Raw genomic sequence first — 17,803 nt, forward strand, 5'->3', positions numbered from 1 at the left:
CTTTTCTCCTTAAATTTCAGCTTCAGCATGGCGTGCAGCATGGCAGTTTATATTTATAGCAACCGGAAGTCCAGCTATATGAGTAGGATACCACTCTACATTTACTTTGACGGCAGTATAATCTCCGCCAAGTCCTTGTGGACCAACACCTGTTTTGCAAGCCAGCTCAAGCAACTCTTCTTCAAGCTTAGCATATCTTTTATCGGGGTTTTTGCTATCTGCAGAGCGCGCAGCGGCATATTTTGCCATAAGTGCAGCCTTATCCATAGTGCCACCTATACCTACACCTATTACCATAGGAGGACAGGCATTTGGACCAGCCAGCCTTACCGTGTCTAAAAATACTTTTTTAATGCCTTCTAATCCATCGGCAGGAACTAGCATTTTAAGAGCCGATTTATTCTCACTACCAAACCCCTTTGGAGCCACTTTAATATGAATTTTATCGCCTTTAACTATTCTTACATTTATAACTGCCGGCGTATTATTCTTAGTGTTTTTTCGGTCAAAAACAGGATCACACACTACAGATTTTCTTAAATAGCCTTCCACGTAGCCATTGGCCACGCCTTCATTTATAGCATCTTCAAGAAAACCTCCCTCTATATGTACATCTTGTCCTATATCCACAAACACAACTGCCATTCCGGTATCTTGACAAATAGGTGCTATTCCTTTTTCGGCCAAGTCGGCATTTTGCAAAATTTTGCCTAAAATATCTCTGCCTGTTGGCGAACTCTCATTTTCTTTAGCTTTTGCAAAAGCCTCTCTCATATCAGGGGTTACGATATAACAGGCCTCTTTGCAAAGCCTACCGACAACATTGGTAATTTTACTAGCTTGAATCACTCTCATCCATACTCCTTAAGAATTATCATTACATTATATAACTTTATTATAAAATTTAAGTTGAAAATTTTATTTTTATATAATAATTACAAAAAGTTAATTATATTTGGATTTATTTACAAATTTACTCAATTTTTAAATTTAAAATAATTAAAAATTGATATTAAGACAAAAACATAATATAAAAGCCATATAATTTAGTAAATCTTAATATCAAAGGAGAAAATATGAAACTACTGACTACACTTGCAATAAGTGTAATTTTAGCTCTAAGCTCGTCGGCAGCTGAAAAATATAAATTAAAACTTGCCGCAACTTACGAAAGTAACGTTCCGGCACTTGGGGAGGCTCCGAAAAAATTTAAAGAGTTGGTTGAGAAGATGAGTAATGGGCGTATAGAAGTGCGAGTGGACTACCCATCAAAGCACAAAGCTGCATTTGCCGTGCTTGATATGGTTAAAAGCGGACAATATGATCTAGGATATACAGCAAGCTACTTTTATAAGGGTAAGGATGCAAAACTAATGCTTTTTACAACAGTCCCTTTTGGTATGAGCGTATCCGAACAGCATGCTTGGTATAATTATGGAGGCGGTAAAGAGCTATCAAAAAAAGTATTTGCGGAGCATAATTTAGTAACATTTTTAGGTGGAAATTTCGGTATGCAGATGGGCGGATGGTTCAAAAAAGAGATAAAAACTATTGACGATCTAAAAGGATTAAAGCTTAGAATGACAGGGCTTGGCGGTGAAATCATGTCAAAACTTGGAGTAAATATCAATACAATTCCTATAGGCGAGCTTTATATGGCACTCGAAATGAATACTATAGATGCGGTAGAATGGGTGAGTCCCGCACTAGATATTAGCTTTGGCTTTCAAAAAGTAGCAAAATACTATTACACAGGATGGCAAGAGCCTGCTAGCGAGAATGAATTTTATATAAATAAAAAACTATTTGACAAGATGCCTGAGGATTTAAAATACATAATTGAAGCAGCGACAAAGGTTGTATCTGACTATGTTTACGAATATGCAACATACCAAAATGCTGTTGTTCTTGATAGGATTAAAAAAGAACATCCGGATATCAAAATAACATCATTTTCTCCAGAGATAATGGATGCTTTAAAAAAAGCAACAGATGAAATTTTAAATGAATTAAGCGCAAAAGATCCTATGTTTAAAGAAATTTTAGAATCACAAAGAAGCTATATGAAAATAGGCAGAGAGTGGACTAAAATTTCGGATTGTGCATATATTAAAAATTCAGACAAATAGTGCTTAGGCGGCAAAGACCGCCTAAAATTTAATCATTCTCTTCACCTTCAATCTTTTTACGTACTTTAACAGTTAGAATGCTAGTTCCATCCATTTTACGCACTTCATAGTGGCAGTTCTCATCATCTATTCTATCTCCGACCACAGGCAATCTGCCAATAAGGTTAAATACATATCCGCCGATAGTTACTTGATCTGTCTCCTCATCAAAGCTAATACCCATAAGCTCTTCAACGCTTTCTAGGTCAAATCTACCGTTAAATTCATATATATTGTCATTTATCTTTCTAAAATGAGGATCGGCATCATCATGCTCGTCATTTAGATCACCCAAAACCTCTTCCATAATATCTTCCATAGTAAGAAGGCCTGCAGTGCCACCATATTCGTCTACTACAAGAGCGGCTGAAATTTGCTGTTTGTTCATCATTACTAGCGCCTTTGAGATAGATAAGCTCTCAGGTACTATCAAAAATTTTCTAACAATTTGATCAAAATCTTTTTTCTTACCCTCTCCAAAATGCACAGCTAAAATGTCTCTAATATGTATCATGCCTAAAATCACATCTTTGCTACCATCTATATATGGGAAACGAGTATATTTGGACTCAAAAATTACTTTTAAATTATCCTCAAAGCTCTTTTGTTTATTTATGCAGACTAAATCACGGCGAGGAGTCATAATTTCTTTAGCCACAGTGTCGCTAAAATCCACCGCATTCTTTATAAGTTCAGTCTCAAAACTATCTAAAACTCCGCCTTTTAAGCTCTCTCCTACGATTATCTTAATCTCCTCTTCGGAGTGCGCGAGCTCGCTTTCTTTGGCGGGCTTTATGCCGAGCATTTTTAAAGAGAGCCAAGCAAGATAGTCAAATGTCTTAATTAGAGGCGAAAAAATAACCCAAAATATATGAAGGGGTTTTGCTATAAGCAGAGTTGATTTCTCAGCTTTGGCAATGGCGATCGATTTTGGAACCAGCTCTCCAAGCACCACGTGAAATAACGTAATAGTCGTAAATGCGATAGCAAACGCAACGGTATGAACAACCAAGTCGCTTACATCAAAGTAAATTTGAAGCGGCCTTTCTATAAGCCTTGCGATCGCAGGCTCGCCTATCCAACCAAGCGCAAGCGAACTAAGCGTTATGCCGAGCTGAGTCGCGCTTAGATATGTATCAAGCTTATTTGACATATCGTAGGCTAGTTTTGCATTTGGAACCTTATCTTTGATAAGCTCTTCTAGTCTACTTCTGCGAACCTTGACAATGGCAAATTCGGATAAAACAAAGAAAGCGTTTAAAAGTACAAATAAAATTGCGAGTAAAATCATAAAATATGAATCGCTACTGGGGTGCAATAAAAATCCTTAAAAATTAAGATAAAATTGGCATTATATCACAAAAGCAACCAAATCTCAATTAACTTACTTGCAAGAACTTTCATGTAAAGCTATTTTAAAATTTAGGCTTCCCGTCGTTTGATTTAGAAATATTTATAAAATCAATAGCGATTTTTTGACATGCGGTTTTATCTTGTTTTTCGAGACAAAGAGTTTCAAGCTGCTCCTTGCTCATGTTTTTATAATCCGCTACTGTTTTATTATTTGCGCCCATATATATCCATACTAAAGAGAAAATAACAGCAAAAATAAATATAATTCTAAACAAATTTTATATCCTTAAATTTTAGTTTATAAAATAATACTACATTTAAACCAAATTTACTTATAATTTAAATCTATCAAATTTCATATTATTTTAATTTTTTTAATATTTTAGGTCAAATCTAGCAATTTTGAATTTAATATCCAAATTTAAATTAATATTTTTTTTGATATACTTTAGCGTTTTAATTTCACACTCGGGAGAGAAAAGTGTTTTTATCTTTTTTTAAGAGTAAAAAATGGGCCAAATGGGCTTACGGCGGTATAATTTTGATATCATTATCACTTATACTTCAAACATATATAAATATTCAATTTAATAATTGGTATAAAAACTTTTACGACATCTTACAAAATGTAAAAGAGCACGACATACAGGATTTTTGGGCGGGGATAAGACTATTCTTATATTTAGCCATGCCGTATATAATGCTTCGTGTTTTTATATCGTTTTTTTCCAGCCACTGGATATTTCGCTGGCGAGAGGCAATGACCTTTAGCTATCTTAGCTACTGGCGAAAAGTCGAAAAGGACATCGAGGGAAGCTCGCAGCGTATGCAAGAAGATACTTATAGATTTGCAAAAATCATGGAAGATCTTGGAGTTGATATCTTAGACTCCATAATGACTCTAATCGCCTTCATACCGATACTTTGGGGGCTTAGTGCCAAAGTAAATTTGCCTTACATCAAAGATATTCCGGGCTCTCTTGTATGGATAGCCCTAATTATAAGCGTGGGCGGGCTTATAATCTCTTGGTTTGTAGGCATCAAGCTTCCTGGACTTGAATACAACAACCAAAAAGTCGAAGCCGCCTTTAGAAAAGAACTTGTTTTAGCAGAGGATAACAAGATAAGTTACGCTCATCCGGCAACCATAGTAGAGCTTTTTACGGGGCTTAAATTTAACTACTCAAGGTTATTTTTACACTATGGATATTTTAATATGTGGCTATACTCATATCATCAAATTTCAATCATAATTCCATATCTAATAATGGGTGGAGGACTATTTACGGGTCTTATTACTCTTGGAGTTTTAGTTCAAGTTAAAAATGCATTTGCACAGGTTAGATCAAGTTTTGGCGTGTTTATCAGCAACTGGAAGACCATCACCGAGCTTCGCTCAATCCATAAGCGTCTAAAGGAATTTGAGCACAATATCGGCTACAAAAAAATGGATTGGGAGTAGAAATTTAAGAAAATCTAGTATAATTTTTGAAATTTCACAACCTAAATTTAAGGATGAAAAGATGAAAAAAATTATACTTCCATTTTTATTTATAATAATATTTTTGGCCGGTTGTGTTGCAAGTTCAACCGGCGGTGGAGTTGTAGGAGCCGATAGAAAACAACTATTTTTGGTGAGTTCTGAAACAATGAATCAAAGTGCGGTATTGGCCTATACAAAGGTACTTCAATCAGCCAAACAAGCAAATACGCTAAATATCGATCCAGTCCTTACCAAACGCGTACAAGCTATCGGCAAACGCCTCATAGCGCAGGTCGGAGCCTTTAGAGAAGATGCGCTCAAATGGGACTGGCAGGTAAATGTCATCAACTCAAACACATTAAATGCGTGGTGTATGCCCGGAGGCAAGATCGCCGTTTATAGCGGGCTTATTAAAAATTTATCCTTAACGGACGCGCAGATAGCAGCCGTCATGGGTCATGAGATAGCTCACGCGCTAAGAGAGCATAGCCGCGAGCAAGCTAGCACAGATCAGCTTAAAAATATAGGAATTTTTGCTGTCTCAACCGCTGCAGGGCTTGGCGATACGGCAACAGGGCTTATAAATTTAGCCACCCAATACACTATCAGCCTGCCTTTTTCAAGAAGTCATGAAACTGAGGCTGATCATATCGGCACCGAACTAATGGCAAGAGCGGGATATGATCCACAAGAGGCGGTCATAGTGTGGGAAAAGATGTCTAAAAAATCAGGCGGCGCCGTGCCTGAAATCCTAAGCACTCACCCGTCAAACGAAAGCCGTATCAAAGACCTAAAAGAGATAGCCAAAAAAGTTGAGCCGCTATATCTCGCAGCTAAAAAGGGTTAAATTTATCCGATAAAAGCTTAAATTTGTGCTTGGTTTAAGGGCTTTAGAGTTATTAAAATGACGAAACTAGACTACGCTAAGCATTTGGCAAATTTAATGCAAATCAATCTTTATTCAGGAGATTTAAAAGATCTGAGTGCTTGTTTTTACGGACTGTTTGAGGAATTTATGCCTTACGGAGATGGTGTAGATAAAGTCTTTGAGCCGCTAGTTTGCGCTAAAGATTTACAAGATAGGATTATGCCGCTTTACGAGGCGAACAAAGACAAAGCAAATGCTTTTATCGAGGCGGGTTTTACGCCGATATTTTCGCCTCCGCTATCAAATGACAAAGCAAAGCTGATCGCTCTTGGCAAATCTCACATCGATAGCCTTAAAAAATTTGCCGAATTTATAAATGACAAAGAGCTTCTTGAGAGGCTTAAACGTGTGCATGAAGTTGCAATTTGGGACATTAGAGAGGCTATTTAGGAGCTAAATTTAGATGAGCAACTCTACAAAGCCATAACTAAATGGAGGCACAAAGCAGAATTTATAGACGAAAAAGCTGCAATTTTAAAAGAGGCGTACGGATCGGTTGTAGCAGATGCTTTATTGATAAATTACCTGTTTTATCCTGCACTCAGGCACAAGCCTAAGGAGGATTTTTTAAAGAGCTGTTTTGAAATTTATCTACTCGGACACCTTTGCGAGTTTGACAAACATAAACTAGCGATCTATCCTCTAGCTGTGTAAAGTAGCCTAATCTACAAGCTCGGCGTTAAATCTATCCTCATTAAATTTCCTGCCCAAAAACTCGCAAGCTCTTCTAGCGTCTCTAAAGCCGTTTGCAAGACAGCTCGTAGCTCCTGGGCTTGGCGTCATGTTAAAGACGATACCTTCGCCTGTGTTTATGCTAGCCTCGCCAAGCATTAGCTCCCTGCCCTTTTTATCAATCACTTGCGGGCGAACACCGCCAAAATTTCTAGCATAATAAACATCGTCATTTTCAAGCGAAGGCACGATCTTTCTGGCAGCCTCAACGAATAAAATTTTATTTACGATCGGCACCTCATAGGCAAAATTTCTAATCACATAATCCCTTATATCGCTATCGCCAAAAAGTCCTAAAAGCACCTTCGCCACGTTTGTATCAAGGCGCAAAGTCTTTATAAAATCAATAATCGTCGAATTTCCGCGGTAACGCTCAAGTTTAGGCAACACAAGCGCAGTCGGCCCAAATCTGGTAAGCCCGTCGGCTAGGATATCGGGATCTCCGTGGATAGCGGCAAACGGCAGCTTTGGATTTTGCACGGTGTAGACCTTGCCGTTTAGCAAGCGCTTTTTACTCATATAAAAGCTTCCGGCGATCGGCAAGCAGCTAAAATCAAGCCCATGCCCCATCTCGTGCGCCAAATAAAGCGAGTGAGCGCCTGCATTTACAACCACATAATCCGCGCTAAACTCACGCTCGTCACGAGTCTTTACAAGATACCTGTTACCTTGCTTTTTGATACTCTTAACCCAAGCGTCAAAAAACACATCGGTAGTCTTGCTCGCCTCTTTTGCGTGCTTTATAAGGCTATTTGACATCTGCTCAAAATCAACAGTCGTGTACTCGCCGCCACTTACTCCCATGGCTACGATCTGCTCTTTTCGGTCGTTTCCGTCCATACCTCGCACCACCAGAGGCTCGATCTGCTTTAGCTTATCTTTATCAAAAATTTCAAGCGAGGTGTAAAGCTCCTTAAACTTCTCAAACCTAGCTCTTATCGCCTCGCTTTCAGCCTCGCCAACACCTATGACCATCTTTTGATGAGCGAACATAAATTTGTTCTCATATCCGTGCATGAGTGCGTATTTTACGATCATATCGGCTGATTTTTTGACGCTTTTTGCTTTTTCAAAAGTGTAGTTAGTCTCTATGTCGCCGCAGTGAATAGTCTGAGAGTTGCTCGTGCCTTTTGAGTTTAGAGTAGCGCAAGCCGGATACTTCTCCAAAAGTGCGATACGCTCTATGTCCGTATAGCGCGCAAGCTCGTAAAACAGAGCCGTTCCTGAAATTCCTCCGCCCACAACCAAAACATCATAGTGATTTGACACGACCTACTCCATGAAAATTTAGACGAATTGTGCCACAGAATTCTTAAAATTTTATTTTATCGTTAAATGTCGCTTATAAAAGTGGCTTTTGCTTGCTCGCACGGTTAAAATTTGGCACAAATTTGAGCGCAAATTTTAGAAATTTAAGCATTTTGAAGCTGCTTCATCAACTCCTCATCGCAAATCGGGCAGTATTCATGCTCGCCGGGGATATATCCGTGCTTTGAGCACACGCTAAAGACAGGCGTGATCGTGATATACGGCAAGCGGTAGTTATTTACGATGCCGCGCACGAGATCCTTGCACGCTTCAGCCGAGCTAATGCGCTCCTTCATATAAAGGTGAAAGACCGTTCCGCCCGTATAGGCACTCTGAAGCTCATCTTGCAGATCAAGCGCCTCAAAAGCATCATCGGTGAAATTTGCGGGAAGCTGAGTTGAGTTGGTGTAGTAGATATTTTCATCCATGCCAGCTTGCAAGATGTCAGGATAGCGCTTTTTATCCTCTTTTGCAAAGCGATATGTGGTACCTTCTGCAGGAGTTGCTTCAAGGTTGTAAAGATTGCCCGTGCTCTCTTGAAATTGCCTAATTTTAGAGCGCAGATACTCAACCATCTCAAGCGCAAATTCGCGCCCGAATTCGGTCGAGATATTTTCCGTGTCGCTTGTAAAATTTCTTAAAAGCTCGTTCATGCCGTTGATGCCGATAGTGCTAAAGTGGTTGTTAAAATGCTTCAAATAGCGCGCCGTATAAGGATAAAGTCCGCGATCATACATCTCTTGGATAAATTTGCGCTTCTTTTCAAGGGTTGATTTTGCCAAATTTAAAAGATACTCAAGCCTTGTGTAAAGCCCCTTCTTGTCACTCTTATACAGATAACCAAGGCGAGCTAAATTTATGGTTACGACACCTATAGAGCCTGTCATCTCGGCACTTCCAAATAGTCCTCCGCCACGCTTTAAAAGCTCTCTTAGATCAAGCTGCAAGCGGCAGCACATCGAGCGAACGTGTCCAGGTTTATAAGCGCTTTCATTTAGAACGCGGTTGCCGTTTTCATCAAATTTATACTGAGAACCGACGAAATTTTGAAAGTAGCTTGAGCCCATCTTTGCCGTATTTTCAAACAAAATTTTAGCCACTTCGCTATCCCAATCAAAATCCTCGGTGATATTTACGGTAGGGATCGGGAAAGTAAATGGCTGAGAGCACTTGTCGCCTGTGGTTAAAATTTCATAAAACGCCTTATCGATACGCGCCATCTCAGGCTCAAACGCTCCGTAAGTCATATCGGTAAGTTTATTAAACCCGCGCTCTTTGGCAAGTTTTAAAAGTTCCTCATCCTCTAAATTTGAAAACAGATGTATGTCGGTTGAAGTTGGAATTTGAGCGCGAAGATCGCTTGGGCAAGTGATATCGATAGTTACGTTGGTAAAGGGACTTTGACCCCAGCGAGCAGGGACGTTTAGGTTAAATATAAAGCTTGTAATTGCCTTTTTGATCTCCGTATCGCTTAACTTATCCTTAAAAACATAAGGCGCAAGATAGGTGTCAAAGCTACTAAACGCCTGAGCTCCGGCCCATTCGCTTTGCAAAATTCCTAAGAAATTTGCCATCTGGCTAAGAGCTTCTCGAAAGTGCTTTGGCGCGCGACTTTCGACTCTGCCGCGAACGCCGTTAAAGCCTTCATTAAGAAGCGCTCTAAGCGACCAGCCTGCGCAATATCCGGTAAGGCAGTCTAAGTCGTGGATGTGATAATCGCCGTTTCTGTGTGCGATACCTTCTTCTTTAGAGTAAATCGCGTCAAGCCAGTAGTTTGCGATAACCTTACCTGCGGTATTGTTGATAAGTCCTGCGTTTGAGTAGCTTGTGTTTGAATTAGCCGAAATTCGCCAGTCCGTGCCGTTTATGTATTCATTTATCGTTTGGGTGGAGTTTATGTATGTGGTGTCTTCGTTGAGTCCTAAAATTTGCTCGCGTTGCATTTTGTGAGTGTGGCGATAGAGCATAAAACTCTTCATCACGTCAAAATAACCCGACTTAAAAAGCGCTTTTTCTATGAAGTCTTGCACATCCTCGACTGTGATGATCTCTTTTTGCGCGACATCTTGCATAACGTCGGCAAAAATTCTATCGTCATACTCTTTGCTCTCGCTTGCAAAAGCCTTTTTAATAGCATCTTGGATCTTATACGGAAGATACTCTTGTCTTGTGCCGTCGCGCTTTAAAATTTGCTTCATAGTTACCCTCTTAAAAATAGTTTTGTAAATTTAAAGAGTATAGTGATAGTTTTCTTAAAATACAATAGAACAATTTAGATATTTTTGATAAAATATATTATTATTTGATATTAAATATGTTTAATTCTTAAGCTTTATTTTCTATTAAAATATAACTATTTTATGGCATTTTAAATAAAATTAATCTAAAGTAGTCTTAATTTTAAATTTTAATATTTTTATATAAGTATATAATCTAAATTTCCACAAAAATCAATAAGTTTTTAATTAAGATTTTAAAATATATCGCATTAAATATGTAAGATAAAATATTAAAAAAGATATTACAAAAAGCGAAATTTGAATTTATAAAAATTAGAGTTAGGTTTAAAGGGGTCTTTGGCCCCTTTTTGTATTTAGTATTTTAAAAATATATCTTTTTGACCCTTGCCAAGAGTTAGCACAGCTTCGCCTTTTTTGAAATGTATCTCTATGCCGTCATCGTTAACAAGTCTTGTTCCACTACCTGAAACAGCGCTTTTTAGAGCAATTTTATGCCCTTTAGTGTCAGTCAAAACAGCAGTTTCAAAATTATCTGCCGAAACTAAATTAACCTTATAATTTTTATCGGTAACACCATAGAAATGTATAGTATTAACGCTTATAACTTTTGCGGTAGTCGACTCTTGTTTGGTTCCCACAGAAGCACAACCACTCAAAAATGCAACTGCGGCCAAAGAAGAGATTAGAATTTTTTTCATTTTGCATCCTTATAAATAAAATATTTTCGGATACTAGCATAGAAAGGTAAATTTAAAAATTTAGATGAAATTTTAATTCATAAAATTACCAAAAAACTTGTTTTTAGTGATTTTAAAGAATATTTCGAATAGACAACAATATATCTTGTTCTAAATTTATTAATAAATAATTATTATTCAATCGTTTTTTATTTTAATGTATTTTAGAGTAATGAAATATTTATTTTTTAGAAAATAAGTAAAACAAGGGAGTATTTTATAAAAAATTGAAGAGGAAAAACCTCTTCAAAAAATCAGTGGCAACCACATCCTTTTCCACATCCGCACCCTTGAGAATGAAGCTCGCCTATATAAAATTTAACCGAATTTACGCCTTCTTTTAATGCCCACTCATAAGCTGTAGAAACAAAATCCCAGTTTATATTTTCATAAAATTTCTCTAGATATGCAGCTCTTGCATTTCTATGATCTACATAATAGGCATGCTCCCATACATCTACTACCAAAAGAGGTATCAGACCCACCGTTACAGGTGTTTGAGCGTTATTGGTTTGTATTATCTCTAATTTATCAGATTTTGGACTATAGACTAGCCATGCCCATCCTGAACCAAATAGTGTAGTAGCCGATTTTAAGAATTCCTCTTTGAAATTTGGAATATCTTTTTGCAATCTTGCTTTTAATTCATCGCCCATATCACTCTTTTTAGCTATACAATCCCAATAAAAATCATGGTTATAAACTTGAGCGGCATTATTAAATATACTGCCTGAGCTCTTTGTTAAAATTTCGTATAGTCCAGAATTTTCAAATTCGGTACCTTTAATAAGATTATTAAGGTTTGTTACGTAAGTTTGATGGTGCTTACCGTGATGGTAACTACAGGTCTCCTCACTTACAACTGCATTTGACTTAGGATCAAATGGAAGCTTTCTAAGATTAAACATTTTGATTCTCCTTGTAATTTAAAAAATTTTTCGAGATTATAAGATAAAAAAGTAATTATTTTGTTAATAGGATAAAATTAGTATTATTTATCAAGTTTAAATTTAAGTGTATTTTAGTAACACTATTTCAAAAAATAAGCAATTTTACTAAAATTACGTGAATTTTATATACTATGATAATAATAAAAATGTTACTAATTTACTCATACTAAAATAAATTTTTGAGAGTTTTTGAAACAAGATTGCCAATTTATAAATTTTATGATTTATAATTACGACTAGCTATGATTAATTTTGTAGTGAATCAAAAACATAAAAAGGATTCAACAATGAAACTAAAATTTCTTTCGGCACTATTTCTGACTTGTGCTCTAGCAGGTAGCGCATTTGGCGCCCAAAAGACATATACTATAAAATTTGCTCACGTTGTTGCCGCAACCACACCGAAAGGCAAAGCAGCAGACTTTTTTGCTAAACGTGTGAACGAGCTTAGTAATGGCGCAATTAAAGTTGAGGTTTATCCTGCGGCTCAGCTAGTAGATGATGACCGCGTATTTGGTGCACTAAAACTAAATAACGTTCAAATGGCGGCTCCGAGCTTTTCTAAATTTACGCCTATAGTTCCTGAATTCCAACTGTTTGACCTGCCTTTTATCTTTAGAGATAATGCTCACTTATACGCGGTACAAGGTGGTGAAGTTGGACAAAAACTTAAAGATATGATAGCCAAAAAAGGCTTTGTGGCACTTGATTTTTGGGATGCAGGCTTCAAACATTTTAGCTCAAGCAAAAAAGCTATCGTTGCTCCTGAAGATGCAAAAGGACAGAAATTTAGAATTATGAGCTCAAAGGTTCTAGAAGAACAAACAAAAGTAATAGGTGGTAACCCGCAAGTTCTACCATTCTCTGAAGTTTATCCTGCGCTCCAACAAAAAGTTGTAGATGCTACAGAGAACCCATTGTCAAACTTTTATAACTCAAAATTTTATGAGGCGCAAAACTCTTTAACAATATCTTCACACGGATATTTGGGATATTTGGTTATTCTAAGTGAGAAATTCTGGAAAGGCTTGCCACAAGATATGAAAAATCACGTTACTCAAGCTCTTAAAGAGGCTACTGCTTTTGAAAGAGAAGAGTCTGCGAAAGAGGATGCCAAAATTATAGACGCTCTTAAAAAATATGCAAGCGAGACAGGCAAACTTGAGATAGTAGAGTTAACCCCTGAGCAGAAAGCCAAATGGGCTGAGGTTATGAAAACTATCTATCCAAACTTCTATAAAGTTATAGGAAAAGACCTGATAGAAAAAACTATTAATACAAAGTAGGTCTTTATGCGAAGATTCTTTGAGATTATAGATATCGGCATCGCGACTGTAAATAAGACGATCGCCGTAGTAGGCATAGTAGCGGGAACGCTACTTGCCTTTATAAACGTTGTAATGCGTTATGTCTTTAATACCGGATGGGCATGGGCGGGAGAGGCGACTAATTATCTTTTTATTTGGTCTGCATTCTTTGCCGCTGCATACGGCTTTAGAAAAGGCATACACATATCAGTCACTATTTTAATTGAAAGATTCCCTTCACCAATGGCAAAAGCTTATCTTGTGTTCTCCAGCGCCCTTACTACAATCTTTTTAATGTTTATAGTAGTTTATAGTGTGCAGTATCTATATGTTATGTATGAGCTAAATTTTATGAGTGTTGACCTAGGAATACCGCAATGGGTGCCTATGCTAGTTCTTCCGGTGGCATTTTTAGGAGCAAGCTATAGAGCAGGAGAAAAAGTCTATCAAATAGCAGTAACTCCTTCTGATAAAGTTATTATCAACGCTGAAGCAGAGATGATTCGCGACTCCATAAAGAAAGACTAAGGAGAGATAGTATGACTATTGCATTTTTATTTGTATGTCTATTTGGACTTATGCTAATTGGCGTTCCTGTCGCTGTCTCTCTTGGCGCTAGCACGGTTCTTACTATGCTTCTTTTTACCGATCTTGATGTAGCTACTGTTCCGCAAATCATATTTGACGGTATTAACAAATTCGCACTTATGGCAATTCCTATGTTTATTTTGGCTGGAAATTTACTTAGCAAGGGTGGTTCGGCTAAAAGAATCATAGATTTTGCAAAATCAGTAGTAGGACATCTACCGGGAGGTCTTCCGATCAGTGCTATATTTGCTTGTGTTATATTTGCTGCCGTTTCTGGAAGCTCACCTGCTACGGTTGTGGCCATAGGCTCTATTATGTTCGTAGCCATCAAAGAGGCGGGATATCCTCCGGCTTATGCGGTTGGTGGCATTACTACAGCAGGATCACTTGGAATACTAATCCCTCCTTCAGTAGTTATGATTGTTTACGGAGTTACGGCTGAAGTTAGTATAGCACAGCTATTTATGGCGGGGGTTGTGCCTGGTATAATGCTAGGCGGTATGATGATAGCCCAAACATATATAGGCGCTAGAAGACTTGGCTTTAAAGCTACAAAGCCTGAGCCATGGAGCGAAAGAATCAAAAAATTTACCAAAGCATTTTGGGCTCTTTTAATTATAGTTGTAGTTATAGGCGGTATCTACGGAGGTATTTTTACTCCGACAGAAGCTGCTGCCGCAAGTGCCGTATATGCGCTCTTTATCTCACTTGTTGTGTATAAAGATATTAAGATAAAAGATCTTTGGGGTATCTGCCTTGAATCTGCACTCACTACAGCTATGATATTTTTTATTATTGCAAATGCAGTTGTGTTCGCATACCTTCTTACCAGTGAGCAAATTCCTCAAGCGATCTCTGACGGAATTTTAGAGGCAAATATAGGCAAAATAGGATTTTTAATCATCGTAAACATACTGCTTTTCGTTATGGGTCAATTTATGGAACCTTCAAGCGTTGTTATGATTATGGTGCCTTTATTGCTACCTATAGCACTTCAATTAGGAATAGATCCGGTTCACTTTGGAATTTTGCTTATAGTAAATATGGAGATAGGTATGATTACTCCACCCGTGGGGTTAAATCTCTTTGTATCGAGTGGTTTAACAGGAATGAATCTAAAAGATGTTGTTGTGGCATGCCTACCTTGGACTTTAACACTATTTATAGGCTTGATGCTAGTTACATACATACCACAAATTTCACTATGGCTTCCAAATTTAATGTATGGACATTGATAGTAAGGGGTAAATTCCCCTTACTTGATATATATTTTTAAATTTCAATTCTAAATTTATTACATCTCGTAAGTATCTTCCTCTTCATCTCCATCGTCATATTCGTAGTCATTCTCATCATAATTGTAGTTATACGACCCCTCATTCTCTTCATCAAAATCGTCAGAATACTCATCTAGATCTTCATCTTCATAGTCAAATTCTTCACTCATTTGCTCTCCTTTATCGTGATTGTATTGCCTATTATACTCTTAGTATCCATAGCGTCTTTTAAATTTTCAATATATAGGCTTTGACTTGGAAATGCAAAACTTAGCCCATTTTTCTCGACAATATTCATAATCTTTAGTATAACATCCTCTTTTACGCTCAAAAATTCTCCCCAAACTATCGTCTTTGAAAAGCAATATACCAATATATCGATAGAGCTATCGGAAAGATTATCTACGGCTACAAACAAATTTGACTTATACCCTATCAAATCATCTATGGATACTATATTTTTTCTAAGCCTTAATATGTTTTGAATATCATTTGAGCCCAGATCGTTTGGTTTTGCAATATCAGGATGATTTAATAGCATCTCTTTAATCTCTTCTGCACATTTTTTAACCTGTTCGCCAGTAGCTCTATATTCAAGTGCTACAGTTAGCTTTATAAGTCTGCCGAGTCGCCTTCTGGTCCAGTTTCTAATCGGATCGCTGGCAAGTTTTGAATTTGGCACAAAAATAAGTGCATTATCGGCAGTCCTAACTGTTGTCTTTCTAAGTCCTATCTCTACCACCACACCCTCTATATCACCGCATACGATGTTATCTCCCTGAGAAAAAGAGTTGTCAAACAGCATCATAATAGAGGCAAAGAAGTTAGCTAAAATATCCTTAGTTGCCAAAGCTATAGCTAAACCACCTATTCCGAGTGAGGCTATTATAGCGCTTACATTAAAACCAAGCCTGCTTAAAACAAGTAAAAATGCAATAACTATGATAATAAAGTAGACTATTTTAATTATTAAATTTATAACCTCTTTTCGCCCTCCACTCTTCTTGGTTATCTCGCTTATAAAAACCATACCGTAGCTATCCAATATGCTAAGAATAAGCCATGCAAAAGAGATAATAAACACTATAGAAAAGTAATTTACAAATTTGATAGGCACGGGGGCTGGGTAGTAAAATATCGAGACACAAAGATCTATCGCATAAACCGCCAAAATAAAGAAAATGGGACGCTTTACAATACCCATGACTTGATCTTTGATAAATTTTCCTTGATGATCCTTTACAAACAAAGAGAGTAAAATCTTATAAGTTATCGCAGATAAAATTCTTGTAAACGATATGAAAAACAAAAATACAAAAAGAATAAGTATTATTTTGCCAAAATTCACATCTTTCATCTCAAAAGGAATCTGCTGATTGATAAATCCTATGGCGGTTTTTAAATTTAGCTCGCTAAAAAAGTAGTTTGTGCTAAGTAGCTCCGCATTATCCCTAAGATATATCAAAATCTCCTCAAAAGTCTTCCTATAAAGCTCTAATGAGTTAAATTCATTTGTATATCCTTGTATTCCCATACTATCCATGCTAGACTTGAGCTCTTTAATACTAACATACGAGTTCGTCTGAAGGTCAAGCAAGCCGTCTTCTATACCAGATTTTATCTTTGCGGTTCTTGCTCCATCGCTAAAAATTTTTCCAAGCTCGATTAAGGTTTTATAAAAAGATGCCTCCATATTCATCTTCTCAAGCTCCATCGCACTCTCTATGTAAGCCTTTTTGTTATTTGCTGCTTTTAGTCTTTTTACCTTTGTTTCAAGTTTGGACTTATCGCTTCTAAATTGGGCAATTTTCTCATCATCTACCCTTGTCTCCATAAGCAAATATGGTATTTTTTCCAAAAGCTCACTCTTTTTTGTCACAACACCTTTAAAAAGAACATTTTGCTCGGCAGTTTCATTTTTATCCACGGCTTGAGCTTTTATAGCCTCTATCTGAGCATTTATCTCATCTATTTTTTTTATGGCCAAAACTATATCAATATCGTCAAGACTATTCGCAAAAGAATTTAAAGATACAAATATAAGACCAAAAAATAGTAAAAAAATCTTTTTCATCTATCAACTCCAAGTAGTCTAAAGCTCTTTGAAACAACGTTATAGTTGTAAATTTCGCCCGTTTCTATGATATAGTGCCAAACGTAAATTTTAAGGCTTCCATCCCTAAATTTAGCCTTTACATCCGGATAAGTAAGCAAATTTTCGTAAGAATTTATGACATTTAACCTCTCGGTTAGCCACTCTCTTCTTGCGATGTCTTTTGGATCAGACAGGACACCTTCGACTTTTTTCTTAATCGGATCAAGCAAATTTAGCCATCTTTTTACGTTTGGAGTATTTTTAAATTTACTCTCATCAAGATAAAGTGCCGCGCATCCGCCACAGTTACTATGTCCGCAGATAATGACGTTTTCCACATTTAGCGTTTGTAAGGCGTATTCAATCGCCGAAGTAGTAGCCAGATACTCTTGGCTGGTGCGGTATGGAGGGATGATGTTTGCGATGTTTCTAACTACTACAAGATCGCCGGGCATCGTATTTGTGATCAAATTTGGCACCACGCGCGAGTCGATACAGCCCACAAAAAGAGTGTGCGGAATTTGCTTTTGCCCGAGACTTTCAAAAAGCTCTTTGTGTTCTAAAAAGCCCTCTTCCATAAATTTAACAGCACCGCCTAAAAGTGACTCCATCGCTACTCCGAAATTTTATTTTCTAA

At 37.2% G+C, this 17,803-nt stretch carries 17 protein-coding genes; 7 read left to right on the forward strand and 10 right to left on the reverse strand.

Annotation, left to right across the window (positions count from 1 at the left end):
* Window positions 1–9 precede the first annotated feature (9 nt).
* Window positions 10–855, reverse strand: coding sequence for a fumarate hydratase (locus CDOMF_RS10025; protein ID WP_260951846.1), 846 nt, complete (start codon window positions 853–855; stop codon window positions 10–12).
* A 221-nt stretch (window positions 856–1,076) separates the two neighbouring features.
* Here CDOMF_RS10025 and CDOMF_RS10030 point away from each other — a divergent pair, with 221 nt between their 5' ends.
* Window positions 1,077–2,129: a TRAP transporter substrate-binding protein gene (locus CDOMF_RS10030; protein WP_260951847.1), complete on the forward strand. Its 1,053-nt coding sequence runs from the start codon at window positions 1,077–1,079 to the stop codon at window positions 2,127–2,129.
* A gap of 28 nt (window positions 2,130–2,157) precedes the next feature.
* Here the strand turns inward: CDOMF_RS10030 and CDOMF_RS10035 are convergent, their stop codons facing one another.
* Window positions 2,158–3,486, reverse strand: coding sequence for a hemolysin family protein (locus CDOMF_RS10035; RefSeq protein ID WP_260951848.1), 1,329 nt, complete (start codon window positions 3,484–3,486; stop codon window positions 2,158–2,160).
* 97 nt (window positions 3,487–3,583) lie between these two features.
* On the reverse strand, window positions 3,584–3,796 hold the full coding sequence (locus CDOMF_RS10040) for a hypothetical protein (RefSeq protein WP_170019667.1): 213 nt from the start codon (window positions 3,794–3,796) through the stop codon (window positions 3,584–3,586).
* A 206-nt stretch (window positions 3,797–4,002) separates the two neighbouring features.
* Between CDOMF_RS10040 and CDOMF_RS10045 the strand changes: the two genes are divergently transcribed.
* From CDOMF_RS10045 to CDOMF_RS10055, 3 genes are all read left to right on the forward strand, one after another.
* Entirely contained in the window at window positions 4,003–4,983 is a 981-nt protein-coding gene (locus CDOMF_RS10045; RefSeq protein ID WP_260951849.1) for a putative transporter, read from the forward strand.
* A 61-nt stretch (window positions 4,984–5,044) separates the two neighbouring features.
* Window positions 5,045–5,851, forward strand: coding sequence for a M48 family metallopeptidase (locus CDOMF_RS10050; protein WP_260951850.1), 807 nt, complete (start codon window positions 5,045–5,047; stop codon window positions 5,849–5,851).
* Window positions 5,852–5,908: 57 nt separating this feature from the next.
* A complete protein-coding gene (locus tag CDOMF_RS10055) occupies window positions 5,909–6,322 on the forward strand; it encodes a hypothetical protein (RefSeq protein WP_260951851.1) in 414 nt (137 codons plus the stop codon).
* A gap of 270 nt (window positions 6,323–6,592) precedes the next feature.
* Here CDOMF_RS10055 and CDOMF_RS10060 read toward each other — a convergent pair whose 3' ends face one another.
* The 4 genes from CDOMF_RS10060 to sodB all read right to left on the reverse strand — a co-directional run bounded on the left by CDOMF_RS10060 (window position 6,593) and on the right by sodB (window position 11,857).
* Window positions 6,593–7,933, reverse strand: a complete 1,341-nt coding sequence (locus tag CDOMF_RS10060; protein ID WP_260951852.1) for an FAD-dependent oxidoreductase — start codon at window positions 7,931–7,933, stop codon at window positions 6,593–6,595.
* A gap of 143 nt (window positions 7,934–8,076) precedes the next feature.
* On the reverse strand, window positions 8,077–10,170 hold the full coding sequence (locus tag CDOMF_RS10065; RefSeq protein ID WP_260951853.1) for a ribonucleoside triphosphate reductase: 2,094 nt from the start codon (window positions 10,168–10,170) through the stop codon (window positions 8,077–8,079).
* Between the two features lie 395 nt (window positions 10,171–10,565).
* Entirely contained in the window at window positions 10,566–10,910 is a 345-nt protein-coding gene (locus tag CDOMF_RS10070; RefSeq protein WP_260951854.1) for an MliC family protein, read from the reverse strand.
* A gap of 293 nt (window positions 10,911–11,203) precedes the next feature.
* The gene (gene sodB / locus CDOMF_RS10075) at window positions 11,204–11,857 is read right to left on the reverse strand and encodes a superoxide dismutase [Fe] (protein ID WP_260951855.1); all 654 of its coding nucleotides are present in this window, start codon (window positions 11,855–11,857) and stop codon (window positions 11,204–11,206) included.
* Window positions 11,858–12,186: 329 nt separating this feature from the next.
* Between sodB and CDOMF_RS10080 the strand changes: the two genes are divergently transcribed.
* Genes CDOMF_RS10080 through CDOMF_RS10090 form a run of 3 tightly spaced genes read left to right on the forward strand, consistent with a single transcriptional unit; the run spans window position 12,187 to window position 15,029 of the window.
* On the forward strand, window positions 12,187–13,185 hold the full coding sequence (locus CDOMF_RS10080; protein ID WP_169975720.1) for a DctP family TRAP transporter solute-binding subunit: 999 nt from the start codon (window positions 12,187–12,189) through the stop codon (window positions 13,183–13,185).
* A gap of 6 nt (window positions 13,186–13,191) precedes the next feature.
* Entirely contained in the window at window positions 13,192–13,734 is a 543-nt protein-coding gene (locus tag CDOMF_RS10085) for a TRAP transporter small permease (protein WP_169975718.1), read from the forward strand.
* Between the two features lie 11 nt (window positions 13,735–13,745).
* The gene (locus CDOMF_RS10090; RefSeq protein WP_260951856.1) at window positions 13,746–15,029 is read left to right on the forward strand and encodes a TRAP transporter large permease; all 1,284 of its coding nucleotides are present in this window, start codon (window positions 13,746–13,748) and stop codon (window positions 15,027–15,029) included.
* 59 nt (window positions 15,030–15,088) lie between these two features.
* On the opposite strand, the gene CDOMF_RS10095 is transcribed toward CDOMF_RS10090, so the two are convergent.
* Genes CDOMF_RS10095 through CDOMF_RS10105 form a run of 3 tightly spaced genes read right to left on the reverse strand, consistent with a single transcriptional unit; the run spans window position 15,089 to window position 17,777 of the window.
* Window positions 15,089–15,241 carry a hypothetical protein gene (locus CDOMF_RS10095; protein WP_169975715.1) on the reverse strand — a complete coding sequence of 51 codons (153 nt, stop codon included), beginning with the start codon at window positions 15,239–15,241 and terminating at the stop codon, window positions 15,089–15,091.
* Complete coding sequence (locus CDOMF_RS10100) at window positions 15,238–17,145, reverse strand: mechanosensitive ion channel family protein (RefSeq protein WP_260951857.1); 1,908 nt, start codon at window positions 17,143–17,145, stop codon at window positions 15,238–15,240. Before CDOMF_RS10100 ends, CDOMF_RS10095 begins: the two co-directional genes overlap by 4 nt.
* Window positions 17,142–17,777 (reverse strand): carbonic anhydrase, encoded by a 636-nt coding sequence (locus CDOMF_RS10105; RefSeq protein ID WP_260951858.1) that lies wholly within the window; start codon window positions 17,775–17,777, stop codon window positions 17,142–17,144. Before CDOMF_RS10105 ends, CDOMF_RS10100 begins: the two co-directional genes overlap by 4 nt.
* Window positions 17,778–17,803 lie beyond the last annotated feature (26 nt).

It is taken from the genome of Campylobacter sp. RM16187 (assembly GCF_025319965.1).
Lineage (GTDB): Bacteria > Campylobacterota > Campylobacteria > Campylobacterales > Campylobacteraceae > Campylobacter_A.

What these genes read in the sequence shown, in the direction of transcription:
- CDOMF_RS10025 (WP_260951846.1), bottom strand. Translation starts at nt 855, where the DNA reads ATGAGAGTGATTCAAGCTAGTAAAATTACCAATGTTGTCGGTAGGCTT.
- CDOMF_RS10030 (WP_260951847.1), top strand. Translation starts at nt 1,077, where the DNA reads ATGAAACTACTGACTACACTTGCAATAAGTGTAATTTTAGCTCTAAGC.
- CDOMF_RS10050 (WP_260951850.1), top strand. Translation starts at nt 5,045, where the DNA reads ATGAAAAAAATTATACTTCCATTTTTATTTATAATAATATTTTTGGCC.
- CDOMF_RS10055 (WP_260951851.1), top strand. Translation starts at nt 5,909, where the DNA reads ATGACGAAACTAGACTACGCTAAGCATTTGGCAAATTTAATGCAAATC.
- CDOMF_RS10065 (WP_260951853.1), bottom strand. Translation starts at nt 10,170, where the DNA reads ATGAAGCAAATTTTAAAGCGCGACGGCACAAGACAAGAGTATCTTCCG.
- CDOMF_RS10070 (WP_260951854.1), bottom strand. Translation starts at nt 10,910, where the DNA reads ATGAAAAAAATTCTAATCTCTTCTTTGGCCGCAGTTGCATTTTTGAGT.
- sodB (WP_260951855.1), bottom strand. Translation starts at nt 11,857, where the DNA reads ATGTTTAATCTTAGAAAGCTTCCATTTGATCCTAAGTCAAATGCAGTT.
- CDOMF_RS10080 (WP_169975720.1), top strand. Translation starts at nt 12,187, where the DNA reads ATGAAACTAAAATTTCTTTCGGCACTATTTCTGACTTGTGCTCTAGCA.
- CDOMF_RS10085 (WP_169975718.1), top strand. Translation starts at nt 13,192, where the DNA reads ATGCGAAGATTCTTTGAGATTATAGATATCGGCATCGCGACTGTAAAT.
- CDOMF_RS10090 (WP_260951856.1), top strand. Translation starts at nt 13,746, where the DNA reads ATGACTATTGCATTTTTATTTGTATGTCTATTTGGACTTATGCTAATT.
- CDOMF_RS10095 (WP_169975715.1), bottom strand. Translation starts at nt 15,241, where the DNA reads ATGAGTGAAGAATTTGACTATGAAGATGAAGATCTAGATGAGTATTCT.
- CDOMF_RS10100 (WP_260951857.1), bottom strand. Translation starts at nt 17,145, where the DNA reads ATGAAAAAGATTTTTTTACTATTTTTTGGTCTTATATTTGTATCTTTA.
- CDOMF_RS10105 (WP_260951858.1), bottom strand. Translation starts at nt 17,777, where the DNA reads ATGGAGTCACTTTTAGGCGGTGCTGTTAAATTTATGGAAGAGGGCTTT.